This is a genomic window from Franconibacter daqui (assembly GCF_014644275.1).
GTDB classification, from domain to species: domain Bacteria; phylum Pseudomonadota; class Gammaproteobacteria; order Enterobacterales; family Enterobacteriaceae; genus Franconibacter; species Franconibacter pulveris.
Map to the genome: position 1 here is coordinate 84388 of NZ_BMKJ01000005.1, position 17843 is coordinate 102230.

Consider the following 17843-nt stretch of genomic DNA (forward strand, 5'->3'; position numbering starts at 1 on the left):
TCAGAACGGGCGTAGCACAGAAAAACGGCTCCTGAATCGCACAGGGGCCGTTTCCTGTTTTCTGGAACCCTGCTAAAACGGCGGGGTTTGATCATGATTTTTAGTAATGAGGCTTTGATAATGGTACCTGTGGTCGCGCTGGTCGGGCGCCCTAACGTCGGAAAATCCACCCTCTTTAACCGTTTAACTCGCACCCGTGATGCGCTGGTAGCGGATTTCCCGGGGCTGACTCGCGATCGCAAGTATGGTCGTGCTGAAGTGGAAGGCCGCGAGTTTATCTGTATCGATACCGGCGGTATCGACGGCACGGAAGAGGGCGTTGAAACGCGCATGGCGGAGCAGTCGCTGCTGGCGATTGAAGAGGCGGATGTCGTGCTCTTTATGGTCGATGCGCGCGCGGGCCTGATGCCGGCGGATGAAGCTATCGCCAAACATCTGCGCAGCCGCCAGAAGCCGACGTTTTTGGTCGCCAATAAAACGGACGGGCTGGATCCGGACCAGGCGGTAGCGGATTTCTACTCGCTGGGCCTTGGTGAAATTCATCCTATCGCCGCTTCTCACGGGCGAGGCGTGACCAGCCTGCTGGAGCAGGTGCTGATGCCGTGGATGGATGATATCAATCCGCCGGAAGAGGTGGATGAAGACGCCGAATACTGGGCGCAGTTTGAAGCGGAGCAGAACGGCGAAGAAGCTGAGGAAGAAGAAGACGATTTCAACCCGCAGGATCTGCCGATTAAGCTCGCTATTGTCGGTCGTCCTAACGTTGGTAAGTCTACACTCACTAACCGTATTCTCGGCGAAGACCGCGTGGTGGTTTATGACATGCCTGGCACCACGCGCGACAGCATTTACATTCCGATGGAGCGTGATGGCCGCGAGTATGTACTCATTGATACCGCAGGCGTGCGCAAGCGCGGCAAAATCACCGATGTGGTGGAGAAGTTCTCGGTCATTAAAACGCTGCAGGCCATTGAAGATGCAAACGTGGTGTTGCTGGTTATCGACGCTCACGAAGGCATTTCCGACCAGGATCTGTCGCTGCTCGGCTTTATTCTAAACAGCGGCCGCTCGCTGGTTATCGTGGTCAACAAATGGGACGGTCTTAGCCAGGAAGTAAAAGAGCAGGTGAAAGAGACGCTTGATTACCGTCTGGGCTTTATCGACTTCGCCCGTGTGCACTTTATCTCCGCGCTGCACGGCAGCGGCGTTGGCAACCTGTTTGAATCGGTACGCGAAGCGTATGACAGCTCAACCCGCCGCGTGAGCACCGCGCTGCTCACGCGCATCATGAACATGGCGGCAGAAGATCATCAGCCGCCGCTGGTGCGCGGTCGTCGCGTGAAGCTGAAATATGCCCATGCGGGCGGTTATAACCCGCCGATTGTGGTTATCCACGGCAACCAGGTGAAAGACCTGCCGGATTCCTACAAACGCTACCTGATGAACTATTTCCGCAAATCGCTGGAAGTAATGGGGACGCCAATCCGCATTCAGTTCAAGGAAGGGGATAACCCGTTCGCTAATAAGCGCAATACGCTGACGCCAAATCAGATGCGTAAGCGTAAGCGTCTGATCAAGCATATTAAGAAAGGCAAATAACGATTCACTAAAAATCATCAACTTTCTAAAAATCCAGAAGCCCGCATTGCGCGGGCTTTTTTTATCAGGGACTATCATAATGAGGCAGTCAACTTATAATCCCCTTGTACCCATGGATGTACTCAATGGGTTGTGCTTATTTTTTTGGGTACGAAAATCTGTACCCAATCATGATTTAGCCAGTACTGGGTACAACCGGAGGCCAGTTATGCCGAAACTAACTGATATGCAGATTAAAGCCTGAATTAAAGCGAATGAACGATTTGAAGGTCGCCGCCAGACGATAAAATCCCATTCTGATGGTGGGCGGAATGGTGAAACAGGCCCGCTACAACGTAATGGGGGCCTCAGCCGTCAGAACTCTCGTGATAAGGTGATATATCCGTTGTACCGTACTGAGCATTCATCGTCATTGGCGAACGCTGACGAAATGAACTCATCACGTTTGCCGTTTTTATCCGTAAACGTGTATTTCGCCGTCACGGTTAGTACATGTCCATCGTGATACATGCTGTAGTAATCGCTCTCAGAAAGCCTGAGATCAGCTGATTTCTTTAAGTCGGCCTGGCTATCAGCAATCGCCATTTTTCTGGCGAATACATCAGACACAGGCAGCACATCAAGCACTTCCACGGTTGTTTTGCTGTACTGGATAGATGTCAGGTCGATGCCGAGATCGTTCTTTATGCTGGTCAGTAACATACCTTCGACATAATGCCCTGGTGCTGCGCATTCGCTACCGGGAGTAGCTGCCATTGCAAATACAGGCATCAGAACTACAGCCAGTATATATCCGCGGATCATCGTACAACCTCCAGCGACGCCCCTGTATCTTTGCTCACAAGGAGGCGGGTTGAATGGCTCATGATGATACAGCCTTCGGAAGCGAATCCGGCAATACCAACACGCTTATCACCGTGCATACGGAATGTGTGCATATCGCGTGCGTAGGAATTACCACTGATATGTTTCAAGGTGATGGTGAGCGGCCCTTTGCTCGTTCCCGTACTGCCTGTCTTCCATATACCGCGAGGAATGGGCCCCATGCCGCGTACCTGCTCACGGTCCGGATTGTTTTTATTGGTCAGTGCGCCGGAGTAGCCCGTTTCAATTAATTTGCCGTTGCGAAACAGTTCGCCGGTATTTTGCTTATAAAGCCATTTAGCCATGAGTGATCTCCTTATGCTGTTTTACGTTCTTTCCAGCTATCGGCGTGCTGGATGTTGCCATCGACATAGTTCCACGTGATTTTTTCGTAACGCAGGCCTACATGCTCTATATGACCCTGTTTTTCGAAGTCGGGATCTTTGATGTCAAACATAATTGGCACAACGTGGCACACCTTCACGTTCTCCAGCACGGCATTGAAATATTCTTCTTCCATGCCGTTATTGTTGATGCGGTAGTATCGGAAGATAGCTTTTGCCAGCGTGCGGCCTGTTGTCAGTGCGCGATATAAAAGTGGGGATGATGGGTCGATTTCTTTTTCGAAAGTATAGGCCTCATGCTGGCGTGTACCGGTAGCAGAGCCGGTCATATCGTCGGTGGGGATAAACACGTCGTGCTGCATACCCACCAGCTCTATGCTTCCCTCTCGTCCGTTAACATTAACACCGCCTTTCAGTAGCTTTCCTTCCTCCTCGTAAAGCCATAGATAAACGGGTATTGCCATTGGGGTAACCCCTTGTTGCTGTATGAAATTCGGTTAACCATACCGCGCAACAAGTTGTGTAAATGTAATGATTGATTTGCATGAATTAACCATCATTTGCGTGGGTGATGGTATGGCGCGGTCTATTGATGCGGGTTGCCAAAAGCTGGTGGGAGGGGAAAGGAAAATCTCTGGAAGCCATAACCTGTGTGGCGGCTCGCTTGGGTAGAATTTTTGCACCCGTGAGATTAAAAAACTCCACTGCGCAAAAAAACAGAAAATCTATGCGCAAGCCTCAAGTGCGCAGAACAGTTAAAATGAGGCTACAGCCCGTGTCAAAGCTTGGTTTTATATTGCGCAAAATCGGGTATTACCTGATCCGGAAAGATCCGCTTTTTTTGGGTAGTGCGCAGAAAAAAAGCTGAGCAAAATACTTCCCCGCCGGCTAAGTAAAGTTGCGCCCTTGCTGCGATGTTATCCGATCTACAGCTGCGTGAAATATGTGGTCGGGATGCGCTTTAAATAGGGTGGACATCAATACGCAGCAGTACGCTAAAAAGTACGTAATTGCTTGATCACTGGTAGTGATTTTCGTCATCAATATGCGTAGGATTGAGTAAGTCTCGCTGGTTGATCATTGTGCAAATAGTTGAGCACTTCCCCGTTTCGTGTGCACAAAGGTGTGCACAATCAATGTGATAAGTGGTTAATTCCTTTTAAAACAACCAATAAGATCTTATTTGTTCTTCACATTAAGAAAGACAAATAAGCCACGGTTTCCTGTGCGATGGCGCGGGAAGCGCGCTTAAAGAGAGCGTTAAGCCAATAAGGAGGCGTTATGGAAACCATCTGTCCTGATTGCCGCCAGCCGCTGGAGCAGACAGCAGGCGGCGCACACTGCGCCACGTGCGATAAAGATTTCCAGCTGGAGCCGCGTTGCCCTGACTGCCACCAGCCGCTTGAGGTGCTGAAGGCCTGTGGCGCGGTCGACTACTTCTGTCAGAACGGCCACGGCCTTATTTCAAAAAAACGCGTTGACTGGCAGCCTGCCCCACGCTAATCGCAGACGCAATCTTCGCCGCGCCGCCACAGCTCTTCCAGCTCTGGCGGCGCTTTTGTTTCCGGCACCAGGACAATAACGTCGGCGTAATGGGCGCTGTTATGGTGCGTCCAGGTTATCTGGATGCGGTAATAACGCTGGTCGCCGCGGCCCGGTGAATCGGGCTCGCCGGGCGGCTTCGCTACCGGTAAGGTCTGCTGCAGAATATTCACTATGCGCTGGCGCTGCGCTTCATTAAGCTGGGCGAGAATAATTCGCCTCAGCCCGCTCAGGCGGGGAATAAACGCCACGCCGCCTTCTCGCGCCAGCTCAATGACTGCATCGTCCGTCAGCGTCGGCAACTCGTTCATTACAATACTCCCACCTGTTTCCAGGCCGCTTCAATCGCATTAGCCACGCTGCTGCCGGAACGTGTGCCGCCATGCTCTATGGTCAGGCGAGCGAAGGCGGCAAAATCGGCGTTTTGTGCAAGTGAGCGGTCACATACTGTGTCATACCAGGCATAGCCCGCCTTCTCCCAGGCATAGCCGCCCAGCGCGGTAGCTGCAAGATAAAATGCATGGTTAGGGATGCCTGAGTTCAGGTGTACGCCGCCGTTATCTTCCCGGGTTTTTATAAAATCATTCATATGAGCCGGTTGCGGATCTTTTCCCAGCAGCGGATCGTCATAAGCGGTGCCCGGCGCTGACATTGAGCGCAACCCTTTGCCGTTAATTCCTTCTGCAAGCAATCCTTCGCCGATGATCCAGTCTGCTTCCGTCGCCGTTTGTCCAAGGTGGTACTGTTTAACCAGCGAGCCAAAGACATCTGAGAGCGATTCATTCAGCGCGCCGGCTTGCTCAAAATAAATCAGCCCGGCTTCGGTTTCAGTAACGCCGTGGCTGAGCTCATGGGCGACCACGTCAATGGCGATGGTAAAACGGTTGAAAATCTCGCCGTCACCGTCGCCAAACACCATCTGCTGGCCGTTCCAGAAGGCGTTCTGGTACTCCTCGCCGTAATGCACCGTGCCGCTGAGCACCAGCCCCTTGTTATCCAGCGAATCGCGCTGATAAATTTTCCAGAAGAATTCATGCGTTACGCCCAGATAGTCATACGCCTCGTCTACCGCCACGTCGCCATTTGAGGGCTGGCCTTCCTTGCGCACCGATTCGCCCGGCAGAGACTGGGTGTTATTTGCATTATAAATATCGCGGATGAGTTCGCCCCTGGCGACAGCCTGCGGGGCATGGGGTTTGGCATGGCCTTCAGCCATCAGCGTCTGTACATGGGTTAGCGTCTGGCGCGCGTAGCGCTGCTGATGTTCGTTGCCGTGGTCGATAATACGGCGAAGGATATAGGGAGGAATAACGGTGGGATAACGGGACTGGATCATGCTGCTCTCCTTCTGGCGGGAAATGCCGATTAAAAAAGGAACAGCAGCAGTATAGTTGGCGAAGCGCCGGAGCGTCAGGCGCTTTTGGGTTTACGCGGTTTTTTTATCGGCGCGATGGCGGTAACCTGGCTTTCCACTATGCCATCCGCAAGACGAGTGGTGAGCTTGTCGCCCGCCTGAACCTGTCGCGTTTGCTTAAGCAGCTTGCCGTCCGCCGCCTGCGTGACGCTATAGCCGCGCGCGAGTGTCGCGAGCGGGCTTACCGCCTCCAGGTGCGCGGCAAGCGTACCGAAGCGTTCGCGGGAAGCGCCTAGTCTTGTACTTAGCGCCTGCGACAGGCGATATTCGTGCTGCTGCAGGCGCGTCTGCAGACGATGAATGCGCGGCAGCGGGGTGTGTTGAGAGAGCCGTTGAGAGAGCCGCTGCTGATGCAGTGAGGCGCGCCGCAGGCGGGCGTCTATCGCCGTATCAAGGCGCTGTTTCAGACGCACCAGTTCAGTCTGTTGGCGGGCCAGCCGCAGTTGCGGGTGCTGCTGTTGCAGACGATGCTGCAAGCGCGTGAAGCGCTGGTTATTGCTTGCAAGAAAATAATCCATCGCCATCTCCAGCCTTTGCTGCTGCGACTGGATCTGGCGCAGCAGTTCAAGCTGGTTGCGGCTGACTATCTCCGCTGCCGCAGAAGGGGTCGGAGCGCGCAGGTCGGCGACAAAGTCGGCGATGGTTACGTCAGTTTCATGGCCGACGGCGCTGACGATGGGAATGCGGCTGGCGAAAATTGCTCGCGCCACGCGTTCGTCGTTAAAGCTCCACAAATCTTCCAGCGAGCCGCCGCCGCGCCCGACGATCAGCACGTCGCACTCATCCCGGCGGTTGGCAAGCTCAATGGCGCGCACAATTTGCCCCGGCGCATCGTCGCCCTGTACGGCCGTTGGGTAGATAACCACCGGCAGCGACGGGTCGCGGCGTTGCAGCACGTGCAGCACATCATGCAGCGCCGCGCCGGTTTTCGACGTAATGACGCCCACCTGGCGGGCCGGGGAGGGGAGCGGTTTTTTCAGGCTCTGGTCAAAGAGGCCTTCCGCGGCAAGGCGCTGCTTAAGCTGCTCGTAGCGCTGCTGCAAAAGCCCTTCACCCGCAGGCTGCATGCTCTCGACGATTATCTGGTAGTCGCCGCGCGGCTCATAAAGCGTGATATTAGCCCGCACCAGCACCTGCTGGCCGTGCTGAGGCCGGAAAGTAACGCGGCGGTTGCTGTTGCGAAACATCGCGCAGCGTACCTGCGCTGAATCGTCTTTTAGCGTGAAGTACCAGTGCCCGGAGGCGGGCTGGGTGAAATTAGAAATTTCGCCGCTTATCCAGACCTGGCCCATCTCCTGTTCCAGCAGCAGGCGGACCGTCTGATTCAGGCGGCTGACGGTAAAAATTCCGGAATTTTGCGTGGGTAACATGTGAGCTGGATCAAATTCTAAATCAGCGGGTTAATGAGTCGATAGTAACGCCGTTCAGTTCAATCGCAAGCGTTTAACGTAAAAAAATGTGGAAGCAATCGGTTACGCTCTGTATAATGCCGCGGCAATATTTTATCTGTTCTCATTCACCCCAGGTTGAGATATTGCCCATGCTACGTATCGCTAAAGAAGCTCTGACGTTTGACGACGTTCTCCTCGTTCCCGCTCACTCTACCGTTCTGCCGAACACGGCCGATCTCAGCACGCAGTTGACTAAAACCATCCGCCTGAATATCCCTATGCTTTCCGCTGCGATGGATACGGTCACCGAAGCGCGTCTGGCTATCGCGCTGGCGCAGGAAGGGGGCATCGGCTTTATCCACAAAAACATGTCTATTGAGCGCCAGGCGGAAGAAGTCCGCCGCGTGAAAAAACATGAAAGCGGCGTGGTAACCGACCCGCAGACTGTACTGCCGACCACCACCCTGCGCGAAGTAAAAGAGCTGACCGAGCGTAACGGCTTCGCCGGCTACCCGGTTGTGACCGAAGATAACGAGCTGGTGGGCATTATCACCGGTCGTGACGTGCGTTTTGTTACCGACCTTTCTCAGCCGGTCAGCGTTTACATGACGCCGAAATCCCGCCTGGTCACCGTGCGCGAAGGCGAATCCCGTGAAGTGGTGTTCGCTAAAATGCATGAAAAACGCGTTGAAAAAGCGCTGGTTGTGGATGACAGCTTCCACCTGCGCGGCATGATCACCGTAAAAGACTTCCAGAAAGCGGAACGTAAACCGAACGCCTGTAAAGACGAGCAAGGCCGTCTGCGCGTTGGCGCGGCGGTGGGCGCCGGCGCTGGCAACGAAGAGCGCGTGGATGCGCTGGTGGCCGCAGGCGTCGACGTATTGCTGATTGACTCCTCTCACGGTCATTCTGAAGGCGTGCTGCAGCGTATTCGCGAAACCCGTGCGAAATACCCGAACCTGCAAATCATCGGCGGCAACGTGGCGACCGCGGCGGGCGCGAAAGCGCTGGCGGATGCGGGCGTAAGCGCGGTGAAAGTGGGCATCGGCCCGGGTTCTATCTGCACCACCCGCATCGTCACCGGCGTTGGCGTGCCGCAGATCACGGCCGTAGCCGATGCCGTTGAGGCGCTGGAAGGCACCGGCATTCCGGTTATCGCCGATGGCGGCATTCGCTTCTCCGGCGATATCGCAAAAGCTATCGCGGCGGGCGCAAGCGCGGTAATGGTCGGCTCAATGCTTGCTGGCACCGAAGAATCGCCGGGTGAAATTGAACTCTACCAGGGCCGTTCTTACAAATCCTATCGCGGCATGGGCTCGCTTGGCGCGATGTCCAAAGGCTCCTCAGACCGTTACTTCCAGACCGATAACGCCGCCGACAAGCTGGTACCGGAAGGCATCGAAGGCCGCGTAGCTTATAAAGGCCGTCTGAAAGAGATTATTCACCAGCAGATGGGCGGCCTGCGTTCCTGTATGGGCCTGACCGGCTGTGCTACCATCCACGATCTGCGCACCAAAGCGGAATTCGTGCGCATCAGCGGTGCGGGCATCCAGGAAAGTCACGTACACGACGTGACCATCACCAAAGAGTCTCCGAACTACCGTATGGGCTCCTGATTTTCCTCGCCCGGCCATGCGCCGGGCGATTTACTTTAATGCACTTGCCTCGGAATTAGCGTCAATGACGGAAAATATCCATAAACATCGCATTCTCATTCTTGATTTCGGCTCGCAGTATACGCAGCTGGTTGCCCGCCGCGTGCGTGAACTGGGCGTTTACTGCGAACTTTGGGCGTGGGATGTCACTGAAGCACAGATTCGTGAGTTTAACCCGAACGGGATTATTCTTTCCGGCGGCCCGGAAAGCACCACCGAAGAGAACAGCCCGCGCGCGCCGCAGTATGTTTTTGAAGCAGGCGTGCCGGTGCTGGGCGTTTGCTATGGCATGCAGACCATGGCGATGCAACTCGGCGGCCATGTTGAAGGCTCTAACGAGCGTGAGTTCGGTTATGCGCAGGTAGAGGTGAAAACCGACAGCGCGCTGATTCATGGTATTGAAGACGCGCTGAGCGCGAGCGGCAACCCGCTGCTGGACGTGTGGATGAGCCACGGCGACAAAGTGACCGCCATTCCGTCCGATTTCGTGACCGTCGCCAGCACCGAGACCTGCCCGTTCGCCATTATGGCTAACGAAGAAAAACGTTTCTACGGCGTGCAGTTCCATCCGGAAGTGACCCACACCCGCCAGGGCCTGCGCATGCTGGAGCGCTTCGTGCGCGATATTTGTCAGTGTGAAGCGCTGTGGACGCCGGCAAAAATTATCGACGACGCGGTTGAGCGCATCCGCCTGCAGGTGGGTAACGATAAAGTTATCCTCGGCCTCTCCGGCGGCGTGGATTCTTCCGTTACCGCGATGCTGCTGCATCGCGCCATCGGCGACCGTCTGACCTGCGTATTCGTGGACAACGGCCTGCTGCGCCTGAATGAAGCTGAGCAGGTGATGGACATGTTCGGTGACCATTTTGGGCTGAATATTGTTCACGTGCCGGCGGAAGCGCGCTTCCTGGAAGCGTTGGCGGGCGAAAATGACCCGGAAGCGAAGCGTAAAATCATCGGCCGCGTCTTTGTTGAAGTGTTCGACGAAGAAGCGCTGAAGCTTGAAGATGTGAAATGGCTGGCGCAGGGCACCATCTATCCGGATGTGATTGAGTCCGCCGCGTCCGCGACCGGCAAAGCGCACGTTATCAAATCTCACCACAACGTAGGCGGTCTGCCGAAAGAGATGAAGATGGGCCTCGTTGAGCCGCTGAAAGAGTTGTTCAAAGATGAAGTGCGTAAGATTGGTCTGGAGCTGGGCCTGCCGTACGACATGCTTTATCGCCATCCGTTCCCGGGGCCGGGCCTCGGCGTTCGCGTGCTGGGCGAAGTGAAGAAAGAGTATTGCGACCTGCTGCGTCGCGCCGACGCTATCTTCATCGACGAGCTGCGCCGCGCCGATCTCTATAACAAAGTCAGCCAGGCGTTCACCGTCTTCCTGCCGGTTCGCTCCGTTGGCGTGATGGGTGATGGCCGTAAATATGACTGGGTCGTTTCTCTGCGCGCGGTCGAAACCATCGACTTCATGACCGCACACTGGGCGCACCTGCCGTACGATTTCCTGGGCCGCGTTTCCAACCGCATCATCAATGAAGTGAACGGTATTTCCCGCGTGGTGTATGACATCAGCGGCAAGCCGCCAGCGACGATCGAATGGGAATAATCAAGAACCCTTCCTGTGTTTTCATGAGCAGGTGAAAGTAAATATAACCCTCTGTTTATACAGAGGGTTTTTCTTTATTTGCATTCGGTATTTTTTGTAGCGCACCGTTCCTGTTTGCAGAGGAACAGGATTTACATGCGCTCTGGTTGGTTATCTTAATAAGGTCTCTATTAATGGCCATCAGGCGAACGAATCATGAAGTAGAGACAATCAGCTACGTTAAAAAGAACGCAGCAATGCTTGATCTGTCCGAACCTATTCTGGTCACACAAAATGGTGCGCCTGATTATGTTATAGAGGCCAGTGAACATAAGCAGGAACGGGAAAACACCATTGCTTTGCTCAAGCAGGTGACTTTAAGTACACGCTTACGTTTAAGCACTATATCGACACAATAACGCCGTCCCTGCGCCCGTGTTGATATTAAACCACGCCCGGTTATCGCAGATTTACCCTGAACTGCTGAAAATTGGCTGCGCCAGGTTGCAGGAGTTAACCATGTTAAGGGCTATCGGGTTTTGTATTCCGTAGACGAAACCTTAGTGACCACGCATGTTATTCTGGCACATCGGCAGGATGTCCAGCAGTTGCTGTTTAAGCGTCTGATAATGGCCTGATAGCAACCTTTTTTATTGCCTGATAACGTCATTAAAGCCCTCTGCGGTGCGAAGGGTTTTTTATTAATCCGAAGAAAATTGGACATTATTTTGCTTTATTAACAGGCGGTAAAAACAGGTATATAAACCCGATAATTCCAGCGTCCGGCATGACGAATAAAGGGAGTCTCTGAGATTAAACACGCCGCGTCTGCCGCTCAGGTTTTATTGCCCTGATTAATGCAACCAGCAAGCCAGACAGGTTATGGCTTCCACACGGCCTTGTCTTTGGTCGTAACAGGTTAAATCTTGTTCATTAAGCATCACTAAAGGCGAAAATAATCCCACCGCGCCGCTCGGGCAGTGTCAACTCAGGGTAGAATAGCGATTAGCGTGGCGACGTAGTTTCGATAGTCAGACTGGATTGCTGTGCCTGAACTTTGTCCTGGTAGTGATACCATGCGCCTACAGCGGAATAGACAAAGCGGCCAAAGAGGAAGAGGAAGCTGATAAGCAGCACAATGCGGGTCATGCGGCTGTTAAAACGGTGTCGTTTTCGTATTCGTAAGGGGGAGGTGGCCTGTGTCACACCAGTATCCTTCAGGTTTGCCCGGCAGCTGCGGGCGACGTTGCTATTAAGGCACAGCGTGACAGACAGGTCAATTCTTCATCATGTAAAAATCCGTCAACTGATGATTACTGGCTGTTATTAAAAAGATATTTGGCATTAGTTAAATAAATATATTCCATTTAGATCAATATAAAGTCAGTGGATAAAACCCAGGGACAACAAATAAATTGATATATATCAATTATTAATTGCTTTCCTTAACTAAAATTTCACTCCATTCCGTCTCTGTCGCCGCAGAAGGCGGGAACTTCCGGCCAGGTTGGATGCCTGCCTAAACACCTTATGGACGAGGGGTTTTAATCGAGCATCTATGCAGCCGAAAACAATACTTAACATGTTCAAACAGAAATGGTGGGGATTGCCCTTAATACTTCCGCTGGTTCTGCTGCCGCTTGCCCGCCTGTGCAATACCATCACGTCAATTGATGGCGTGCCGGTAATGCTTTATTACCTGCCGCTGGCGCTGGTCACCGCCTTGCTGCTCTTTTATGGTTGGGCGGCGTTGCCCGGGATCGTGCTGGGGCTGGTGGTGAACTATCACGCCTTTCGCTGTAAAAGCGATGTGTTAATTATCGTTATTCACTTTCTGCTGTCGGCCCTGCTTAGCTGGGGCGGCTACCGGGTTTTCGCCACCCGCATGGCGCCCGTTTCAGGCTGGTATTCGAAATGCACGGGACAACGCCTTTTCTGGCTGGTGTTTGTTAACGCCTCGGTCTTTATCCTTTTTTATCAGTTTGCCACTTTCTTTGGCCTGTATGATGAGCATGTACGGCTGATGGGAGAAAATCCTTTTACCCTGCTGATGCTCGTAAACTATCAGGCTGTGCTGGTAGGGTGTCTGACGGGGATCCCGCTTTTTTGTCTTATTATCAGAGCGATAAGACATCCTCGTTACCTCAAGGCTTTTGTAAGCCAGATGCGCTCGCAGTGTGACAAACGCGTAACGAAAGCTGAACTGGGCATCTGGTTTGCGCTGCTCGGCGGGCTGTTCCTTTTACTGCTGCTGCCGCTGGGGCCGGACTCGACGATATTCAGCACTAACTATTCGCTTTCGCTATTACTCCCGCTCATGCTGTGGGGCGCCATGCGCTTCGGCTATTTTCTGGTTATTACGGTATGGACGCCGTTGCTGGTTCTGTTATGCCACTACTTTTACCGCTATTTTCCGCCGTTGCCGGACTATAACTTCCAGTTGGTGATTAACTCCTCAAGCTACGGCATCTTTTCGCTGGTGATTATCTTTATGGCGCTCACCTCCACGCGCCAGCGGGTTGTGCATCAGCGGGGGAGGCGGCTTGCCCTGATCGATCCGCTTTTTCATCTGCCCAACCTGCGGGCGCTCAGCCGCGATCTTGGCGACACGCCCTGGTCGATACTCTGCTTTATACGTATTCCCGAACTGGATCTGCTGGGGCGAAACTATGGGCTGATGCTGCGCGTCTATTACAAACAGCGCATGGCGGCCTGGCTGCGTGAAGTTATGGAGCGGGATGAGCTGACCTACCAGCTTTCCGGGCATGATATGGTGTTGCGCCTGCGAACGGAGTCGCACCCGGAGCGAATCGACAGGCTTGCGCAGCATATCAGGCAGTTCCGTTTTATGTGGGATGGCATGCCGCTTCAGCCGCAGGTGGGCATCAGCTATAGCTTTGTCCGCACGCCCGTAACGCACCTGCATTTACTGTTAGGAGAAATGAGCACGATGGCCGATCTGTCGCTGGTCACTAACCGGCCGGAAAGCGTGCAGGATCGCGGGGCGAACCATATTCAACAAGCGGTGAAGCGCAAAGTAGACATGTTTAATGAGCTACAACATGCGCTGGACCACAATCAGTTCGTCCTTATGGCGCAGCCGATTGAAGGTGCGCGGGGCGATGATTACTACGAAGTGCTGCTAAGAATGCAGGGCAAGCACGGCGAGCTTATTCTGCCGGAGCGGTTTTTGCCGGTGGCGCAGGAGTTTGGCCTCTCCTCCCGGATCGATCTCATGGTGCTGGAAAATACGCTGGCCTTTATGGCGAAATGGCGTGAAAAAATGCCTGCCTGTCGGTTTGCCGTTAATCTTACTGCCTCTTCGCTCTGCCGGACCCTCTTTCCGAATGAGGTTCATGCACTGCTGACACGCTATCAGATAGAGGCATGGCAACTCATTTTTGAGATAACCGAAAGCAACTCGCCTGGTCATTATGAACAGACGCACCAGAATGTGCAGCGGCTGCGCGCCATGGGCTGCCGGATTGCGATTGACGATTTCGGCACCGGTTATGCAAGTTATTCCCGCCTGAAAAACATTGACGCCGACATGATGAAAATCGACGGCAGCTTTATTCGTAACCTGGCGGTCAGCAGCCTGGATTACCAGATAGTCGAGTCGATGTGCCATCTGGCGCGCATGAAGAAGATGCAGATTGTGGCGGAGTTTGTCGAGAACGAGGCGACGGGCGAACTGGTGCGGTCTTTGGGCATCGACTATCTGCAGGGGTTTCTGATTGGTCACCCGCTGCCGCTTGAATCGCTGGTTGCAGGCAATTAAAAAAGGAGCGCGTATGCGCTCCTCTCAAAAGAATCAGGCCGCCACTTCCGGGCTGGCCTCTTCTTCGATGGTCAGCCGCCAGCCCGTAACCCCTTCCCAGTACTGCTGCTCGCGCTCAAGGTCAAGCATCACCAGCGCGTTCTGGCTGAACCAGTCATGCGGGAAGCGCAGCGTCCAGTGGCTATCGTCTGTTTCAAGAACCAGCGTCGGCGGGGTAGTGGTAGCCTGGCGCTGGTTGTTGAGCAACACGCCAAGACGCAGGATCTGAATCAGCGGCAGATACTGCTTTTTCTTAAAGAGCGTAAAGCGGGGTAGCTCATCGAGCTTGACAGCCTTACGGTGAAAGCGCACCAGCGTCGCCATTAAAGCCTGCTGCTCCTGCGTAAAGCCCGGCAGGTCGCTGTGCTGCAAAATATAGGCGGAGTGGCGGTGCATGCCGCTGTGGTTGATGGTAAGACCCACCTCATGCAGCATTGTCGCCCACTTCAGCAGCGCCGCCAGCTGCGGGTTGGCCAGTTTGGCGTTTTGCGCCTGCCACTGCTCATACATTAGCGTGGTGGTATCCAGTACGCGACGCGCCTGTTCACGGTCAATATGGTACTGGTTCGCAAGGCTTTGCGCGGTGCGGCTGCGGATATCCTGATGGCGGAAACGGCCTTCCATCTCATACAGCACGCCTTCGCGCAGCGCGCCGTCGGAAAGACGCAATTCGCGAATCGCCAGCGCGTCGAACACGCCGCACAAAATCGCCAGCCCCGGCACGAATACCGCCTTGCGCTCTTCCGACAGCCCTGGCAGCGTCAGAGAAGCGAAGCTTTTATAATTCAGCACTTCATCACGCAGCTTATCCAGGCGATCGGGCGTGATAAGCCCGTCTTTTTCGCCCATCGCCAGCAGCACTTCGTGCGCCGCTTTGATGGTGCCCGAAGCGCCGAGCGCCACGCTCCAGCCGTGCAGGCGATACTGCCAGGCGAGGCTTTCCAGCTTTTGCACCGCCGCAAGACGAGCGCGACGGAAATTATCCGGCGTTATCTCGCCATTGGCGAAGAAATGCTGCGCAAAACTCACGCACCCCATCCGGCGGCTTTCCACCAGCTGCGGCTCGAAATCTTCACCGATAACCAGTTCCGTCGAGCCGCCGCCGATATCAATAACCAGCTTGCGGCCGCGCTCCGGCTGCGTATGCTCCACGCCCATAAAAATCAGGCGCGCTTCTTCATTGCCCGAAATGATTTCAATGGGGTAGGGGATAACCTGTTCAGCGCGCTTAAGAAACTCCGGCGCGTTAACTGCCTGACGCAAGGTATGGGTGCCAACAATGCAGACGTTAGCGGGCGAGAAGCCCTGCAACCGTTCGGCAAAGAGCGAAAGGCAGGAGAGGCCGCGCTCCATGGCCTCCTCCGTCAGCATATTATTGGCGTCCAGCCCGTCGGCCAGATGCACACGCTGTTTCAGTCGTCCGATGATTTGCATCGCGCCATCCACAACGCGGGCGATGACCATATGGAAGCTGTTAGAGCCGAGGTCGACTGCAGCGAATTCCTGCGGTCGCGGAGCTTGTGAGTTTATCGGCATAGAGTATCAGTCAGGTTGCTCGAGTGATTTGAGATAGTCGTAAATCGCCAGCTGCGCGCGCACTTTCCGGCGATTGCCGCGCGGCACGTAGCGATTGCTCAGTTCTTTATCGATAATACGGGCTTTCACCGTATCGCTGAACAAGATGTCGATAATATCCAGGATCCGCTGCTTGAGTCGAGGATCAAGCAACGGCGCGGCAACTTCGATACGGTAATCGATGTTGCGCGTCATCCAGTCTGCGGAAGAAAGATAAACCTGCTTATCGCCGCCGCGCTCGAAGATATAAATGCGATCGTGCTCGAGGTAGCGATCCACAATGCTGATAACACGAATATTATCACTCAGCCCTTCCAGCTGCGGGAGAAGCGAGCACATACCGCGAATCAGCAGGTTTACCGGCACGCCGGCGCTCGAAGCGGCGTAAAGCCGGTCCACCAGACCTTTATCGACGAGGTTATTTAGCTTAAGCGTAATGCCGGCAGGCAAGCCCTGCTGCGCATTAGCGATCTCGGTGTCTATCATCTCATAAAGCAGGCGGCGAGAGTTTTGCGGCGACACCAGCAGGTAGTCGAAGCTCACCGGGCGATAGGGGTTCTCGATAAAATTAAAGACGCGGCGCACCTCGTTGGTAATGCGCGCATCGGCGGTCAGCAGCGAGTAGTCGGTATAAATGCGTGCGGTTTTCTCGTTAAAGTTACCAGTGCCGATATGGGCGTAACGCACCACTTCCTCTCCCTCTTTACGGGAGATAAGGAACAGTTTGGCGTGAATTTTAAGCCCGGGCGCGGAGAAAATAACATGCACGCCCGCCTCGGTGAGGCGTTTCGCCCAGTGGATATTCGCTTCTTCATCAAAGCGCGCCTGAAGCTCCACCACCACCGTCACTTTTTTGCCGTTGTGCGCCGCATGGATCATGGAGTCGATGATGCGGGAATCTTTCGCCACGCGGTAGATGTTGATCTTAATAGCCAGCACGCTTGGGTCGAACGACGCCTGGCGCAGTAGCTCCAGCACATGTTCGAAAGTGTGGTAGGGGTAGTAGAGCAGCACGTCGCGCTCGCGGATGGCGTCAAAGCCGTTGCGGAATTTATCAAACCAGATATGACGCAGGCGCGGCAGCGGCTTGTTCACCAGGTTCGCTTTGCCGACATTCGGGAAGCTGATGAAGTCTTTGAAGTTGTGATAACGGCCGCCTGGAATAATCGAGTCGTAGCGAGAAATAGAGAGCTTCTGACGCAACATTTCTACCATCGCGTCCGGCATATCGCGTTGATAAACAAAGCGTACCGGCTCAGCGGTCAAACGCTGCTTGAGGCTTGACGACATGAGTTCCAGCAGGCTCGACTCCATTTCATGCACTAAATCGTACTCGGCGTCGCGCGTCATTTTCATGGAGTAAGCGTTGAGCGCGTCGTAATCGAAAAAGCCCTTAAAGATGTCTTCCAGACAGAATCGCAGGATATTATCCAGAAGTATCATCGGCTTACGTCGACGCGGCGCTTCCGGCGGCAGGTTGACGAAGCGCGGTACTTTGTCGGAGGGGATCTCAAGTAGCGCATAACGAATTTCATCGCCGCGAATAATCTCCACCGCCAGATAGGTGTAATCGTCTTTCAGAAACTGAACGAGATCGGTGTCGCGGTTGATAAGCGTAGGGGTAATGTGCTGGCGCAGATAATGTTTGAAATAGTGGCGCAGCCAGGTTTGCTGATTCTCAGAAAGCTGTCTTTCGTTAATGAGGAAAATTTGATTGCGCGCCATCTCCAGCAGCAGATCGTTATACAGGCCGTCAAACTCCTGATCCGCTTTCAACACGCGGGACTGGATCTTGCCTAGCAGGTGGCGGGAATGTGAGTGTGAACCCTGCTCTTCGCTAATGATGATACGGCGCTTGAGTTCCGCGAAGCGCACCTTGTAAAACTCATCGAGGTTGTTGGAGTAAATCCCTAAAAAACGCATGCGCTCAATTAGCGGATTGCTTTTGTCCGCCGCCTCCTGGAGCACGCGCTCGTTGAAAGAGAGCCAACTCAGTTCTTTTTCGATATATAGCTTTTCCTGACCCATTACTACTCACACTCCGGTTTATTCACTCG

The 17843-nt window shown here is 54.1% G+C and carries 15 protein-coding genes and 1 pseudogene; 7 read left to right on the top strand and 9 right to left on the bottom strand.

Going from position 1 to position 17843, the window contains the following annotated elements; translation table 11 throughout:
- Positions 1-120 precede the first annotated feature (120 nt).
- Complete coding sequence (gene der / locus IEX01_RS16060; protein WP_024558733.1) at positions 121-1599, top strand: ribosome biogenesis GTPase Der; 1479 nt, start codon at positions 121-123, stop codon at positions 1597-1599.
- Positions 1600-1953: 354 nt separating this feature from the next.
- Here the strand turns inward: der and IEX01_RS16065 are convergent, their stop codons facing one another.
- Genes IEX01_RS16065 through tssD form a run of 3 tightly spaced genes read right to left on the bottom strand, consistent with a single transcriptional unit; the run spans position 1954 to position 3271 of the window.
- A complete protein-coding gene (locus tag IEX01_RS16065) occupies positions 1954-2403 on the bottom strand; it encodes a hypothetical protein (protein ID WP_024558732.1) in 450 nt (149 codons plus the stop codon).
- On the bottom strand, positions 2400-2768 hold the full coding sequence (locus tag IEX01_RS16070; RefSeq protein WP_188724167.1) for a DUF2778 domain-containing protein: 369 nt from the start codon (positions 2766-2768) through the stop codon (positions 2400-2402). The genes IEX01_RS16065 and IEX01_RS16070 overlap by 4 nt, the downstream gene beginning before the upstream one ends.
- Positions 2769-2779: 11 nt before the next feature.
- Positions 2780-3271 (bottom strand): type VI secretion system tube protein TssD, encoded by a 492-nt coding sequence (gene tssD, locus IEX01_RS16075; protein WP_024560300.1) that lies wholly within the window; start codon positions 3269-3271, stop codon positions 2780-2782.
- Between the two features lie 817 nt (positions 3272-4088).
- On the opposite strand from tssD, the gene IEX01_RS16080 reads away from it, so the two are divergent.
- Complete coding sequence (locus tag IEX01_RS16080; protein WP_024560301.1) at positions 4089-4310, top strand: zinc ribbon domain-containing protein; 222 nt, start codon at positions 4089-4091, stop codon at positions 4308-4310.
- On the opposite strand, the gene IEX01_RS16085 is transcribed toward IEX01_RS16080, so the two are convergent.
- The 3 genes from IEX01_RS16085 to xseA form a co-directional block, all read right to left on the bottom strand.
- Entirely contained in the window at positions 4307-4660 is a 354-nt protein-coding gene (locus IEX01_RS16085; RefSeq protein WP_024558728.1) for a protealysin inhibitor emfourin, read from the bottom strand. The genes IEX01_RS16080 and IEX01_RS16085 overlap by 4 nt on opposite strands.
- On the bottom strand, positions 4660-5685 hold the full coding sequence (locus IEX01_RS16090; protein WP_188724168.1) for a M4 family metallopeptidase: 1026 nt from the start codon (positions 5683-5685) through the stop codon (positions 4660-4662). Before IEX01_RS16090 ends, IEX01_RS16085 begins: the two co-directional genes overlap by 1 nt.
- Before the next feature lie 74 nt (positions 5686-5759).
- Positions 5760-7133, bottom strand: a complete 1374-nt coding sequence (xseA, locus tag IEX01_RS16095; protein WP_024558726.1) for an exodeoxyribonuclease VII large subunit — start codon at positions 7131-7133, stop codon at positions 5760-5762.
- A 170-nt stretch (positions 7134-7303) separates the two neighbouring features.
- Between xseA and guaB the strand changes: the two genes are divergently transcribed.
- From guaB to IEX01_RS21590, 4 genes and pseudogenes are all read left to right on the top strand, one after another.
- A complete protein-coding gene (guaB, locus tag IEX01_RS16100; protein ID WP_024558725.1) occupies positions 7304-8770 on the top strand; it encodes an IMP dehydrogenase in 1467 nt (488 codons plus the stop codon).
- A 64-nt stretch (positions 8771-8834) separates the two neighbouring features.
- Positions 8835-10412: a glutamine-hydrolyzing GMP synthase gene (gene guaA, locus IEX01_RS16105; RefSeq protein WP_024558724.1), complete on the top strand. Its 1578-nt coding sequence runs from the start codon at positions 8835-8837 to the stop codon at positions 10410-10412.
- 173 nt (positions 10413-10585) lie between these two features.
- A complete protein-coding gene (locus IEX01_RS16110; protein ID WP_188724169.1) occupies positions 10586-10810 on the top strand; it encodes a type II toxin-antitoxin system Phd/YefM family antitoxin in 225 nt (74 codons plus the stop codon).
- Positions 10807-11029 (top strand): annotated as a pseudogene (locus tag IEX01_RS21590) (hypothetical protein). Before IEX01_RS16110 ends, IEX01_RS21590 begins: the two are co-directional and overlap by 4 nt.
- A gap of 367 nt (positions 11030-11396) precedes the next feature.
- Here the strand turns inward: IEX01_RS21590 and IEX01_RS16115 are convergent.
- Positions 11397-11597 carry a YfgG family protein gene (locus IEX01_RS16115; protein WP_229701866.1) on the bottom strand — a complete coding sequence of 67 codons (201 nt, stop codon included), beginning with the start codon at positions 11595-11597 and terminating at the stop codon, positions 11397-11399.
- Positions 11598-11949: 352 nt separating this feature from the next.
- Between IEX01_RS16115 and IEX01_RS16120 the strand changes: the two genes are divergently transcribed.
- Complete coding sequence (locus tag IEX01_RS16120) at positions 11950-14172, top strand: sensor domain-containing phosphodiesterase (RefSeq protein WP_188724170.1); 2223 nt, start codon at positions 11950-11952, stop codon at positions 14170-14172.
- A 33-nt stretch (positions 14173-14205) separates the two neighbouring features.
- Here the strand turns inward: IEX01_RS16120 and ppx are convergent, their stop codons facing one another.
- Together ppx and ppk1 are read right to left on the bottom strand one after the other, a co-directional pair.
- Positions 14206-15747 carry an exopolyphosphatase gene (gene ppx, locus IEX01_RS16125; protein WP_024560304.1) on the bottom strand — a complete coding sequence of 514 codons (1542 nt, stop codon included), beginning with the start codon at positions 15745-15747 and terminating at the stop codon, positions 14206-14208.
- A gap of 6 nt (positions 15748-15753) precedes the next feature.
- Complete coding sequence (gene ppk1 / locus IEX01_RS16130; protein WP_024558720.1) at positions 15754-17814, bottom strand: polyphosphate kinase 1; 2061 nt, start codon at positions 17812-17814, stop codon at positions 15754-15756.
- Positions 17815-17843 lie beyond the last annotated feature (29 nt).

Bases quoted from the DNA above. Each gene is read 5' to 3' on its own strand.
- der (WP_024558733.1), top strand. From the start codon at position 121: ATGGTACCTGTGGTCGCGCTGGTCGGGCGCCCTAACGTCGGAAAATCC.
- IEX01_RS16065 (WP_024558732.1), bottom strand. From the start codon at position 2,403: ATGATCCGCGGATATATACTGGCTGTAGTTCTGATGCCTGTATTTGCA.
- IEX01_RS16070 (WP_188724167.1), bottom strand. From the start codon at position 2,768: ATGGCTAAATGGCTTTATAAGCAAAATACCGGCGAACTGTTTCGCAAC.
- tssD (WP_024560300.1), bottom strand. From the start codon at position 3,271: ATGGCAATACCCGTTTATCTATGGCTTTACGAGGAGGAAGGAAAGCTA.
- IEX01_RS16080 (WP_024560301.1), top strand. From the start codon at position 4,089: ATGGAAACCATCTGTCCTGATTGCCGCCAGCCGCTGGAGCAGACAGCA.
- IEX01_RS16085 (WP_024558728.1), bottom strand. From the start codon at position 4,660: ATGAACGAGTTGCCGACGCTGACGGACGATGCAGTCATTGAGCTGGCG.
- IEX01_RS16090 (WP_188724168.1), bottom strand. From the start codon at position 5,685: ATGATCCAGTCCCGTTATCCCACCGTTATTCCTCCCTATATCCTTCGC.
- xseA (WP_024558726.1), bottom strand. From the start codon at position 7,133: ATGTTACCCACGCAAAATTCCGGAATTTTTACCGTCAGCCGCCTGAAT.
- guaB (WP_024558725.1), top strand. From the start codon at position 7,304: ATGCTACGTATCGCTAAAGAAGCTCTGACGTTTGACGACGTTCTCCTC.
- guaA (WP_024558724.1), top strand. From the start codon at position 8,835: ATGACGGAAAATATCCATAAACATCGCATTCTCATTCTTGATTTCGGC.
- IEX01_RS16110 (WP_188724169.1), top strand. From the start codon at position 10,586: ATGGCCATCAGGCGAACGAATCATGAAGTAGAGACAATCAGCTACGTT.
- IEX01_RS16120 (WP_188724170.1), top strand. From the start codon at position 11,950: ATGCAGCCGAAAACAATACTTAACATGTTCAAACAGAAATGGTGGGGA.
- ppx (WP_024560304.1), bottom strand. From the start codon at position 15,747: ATGCCGATAAACTCACAAGCTCCGCGACCGCAGGAATTCGCTGCAGTC.
- ppk1 (WP_024558720.1), bottom strand. From the start codon at position 17,814: ATGGGTCAGGAAAAGCTATATATCGAAAAAGAACTGAGTTGGCTCTCT.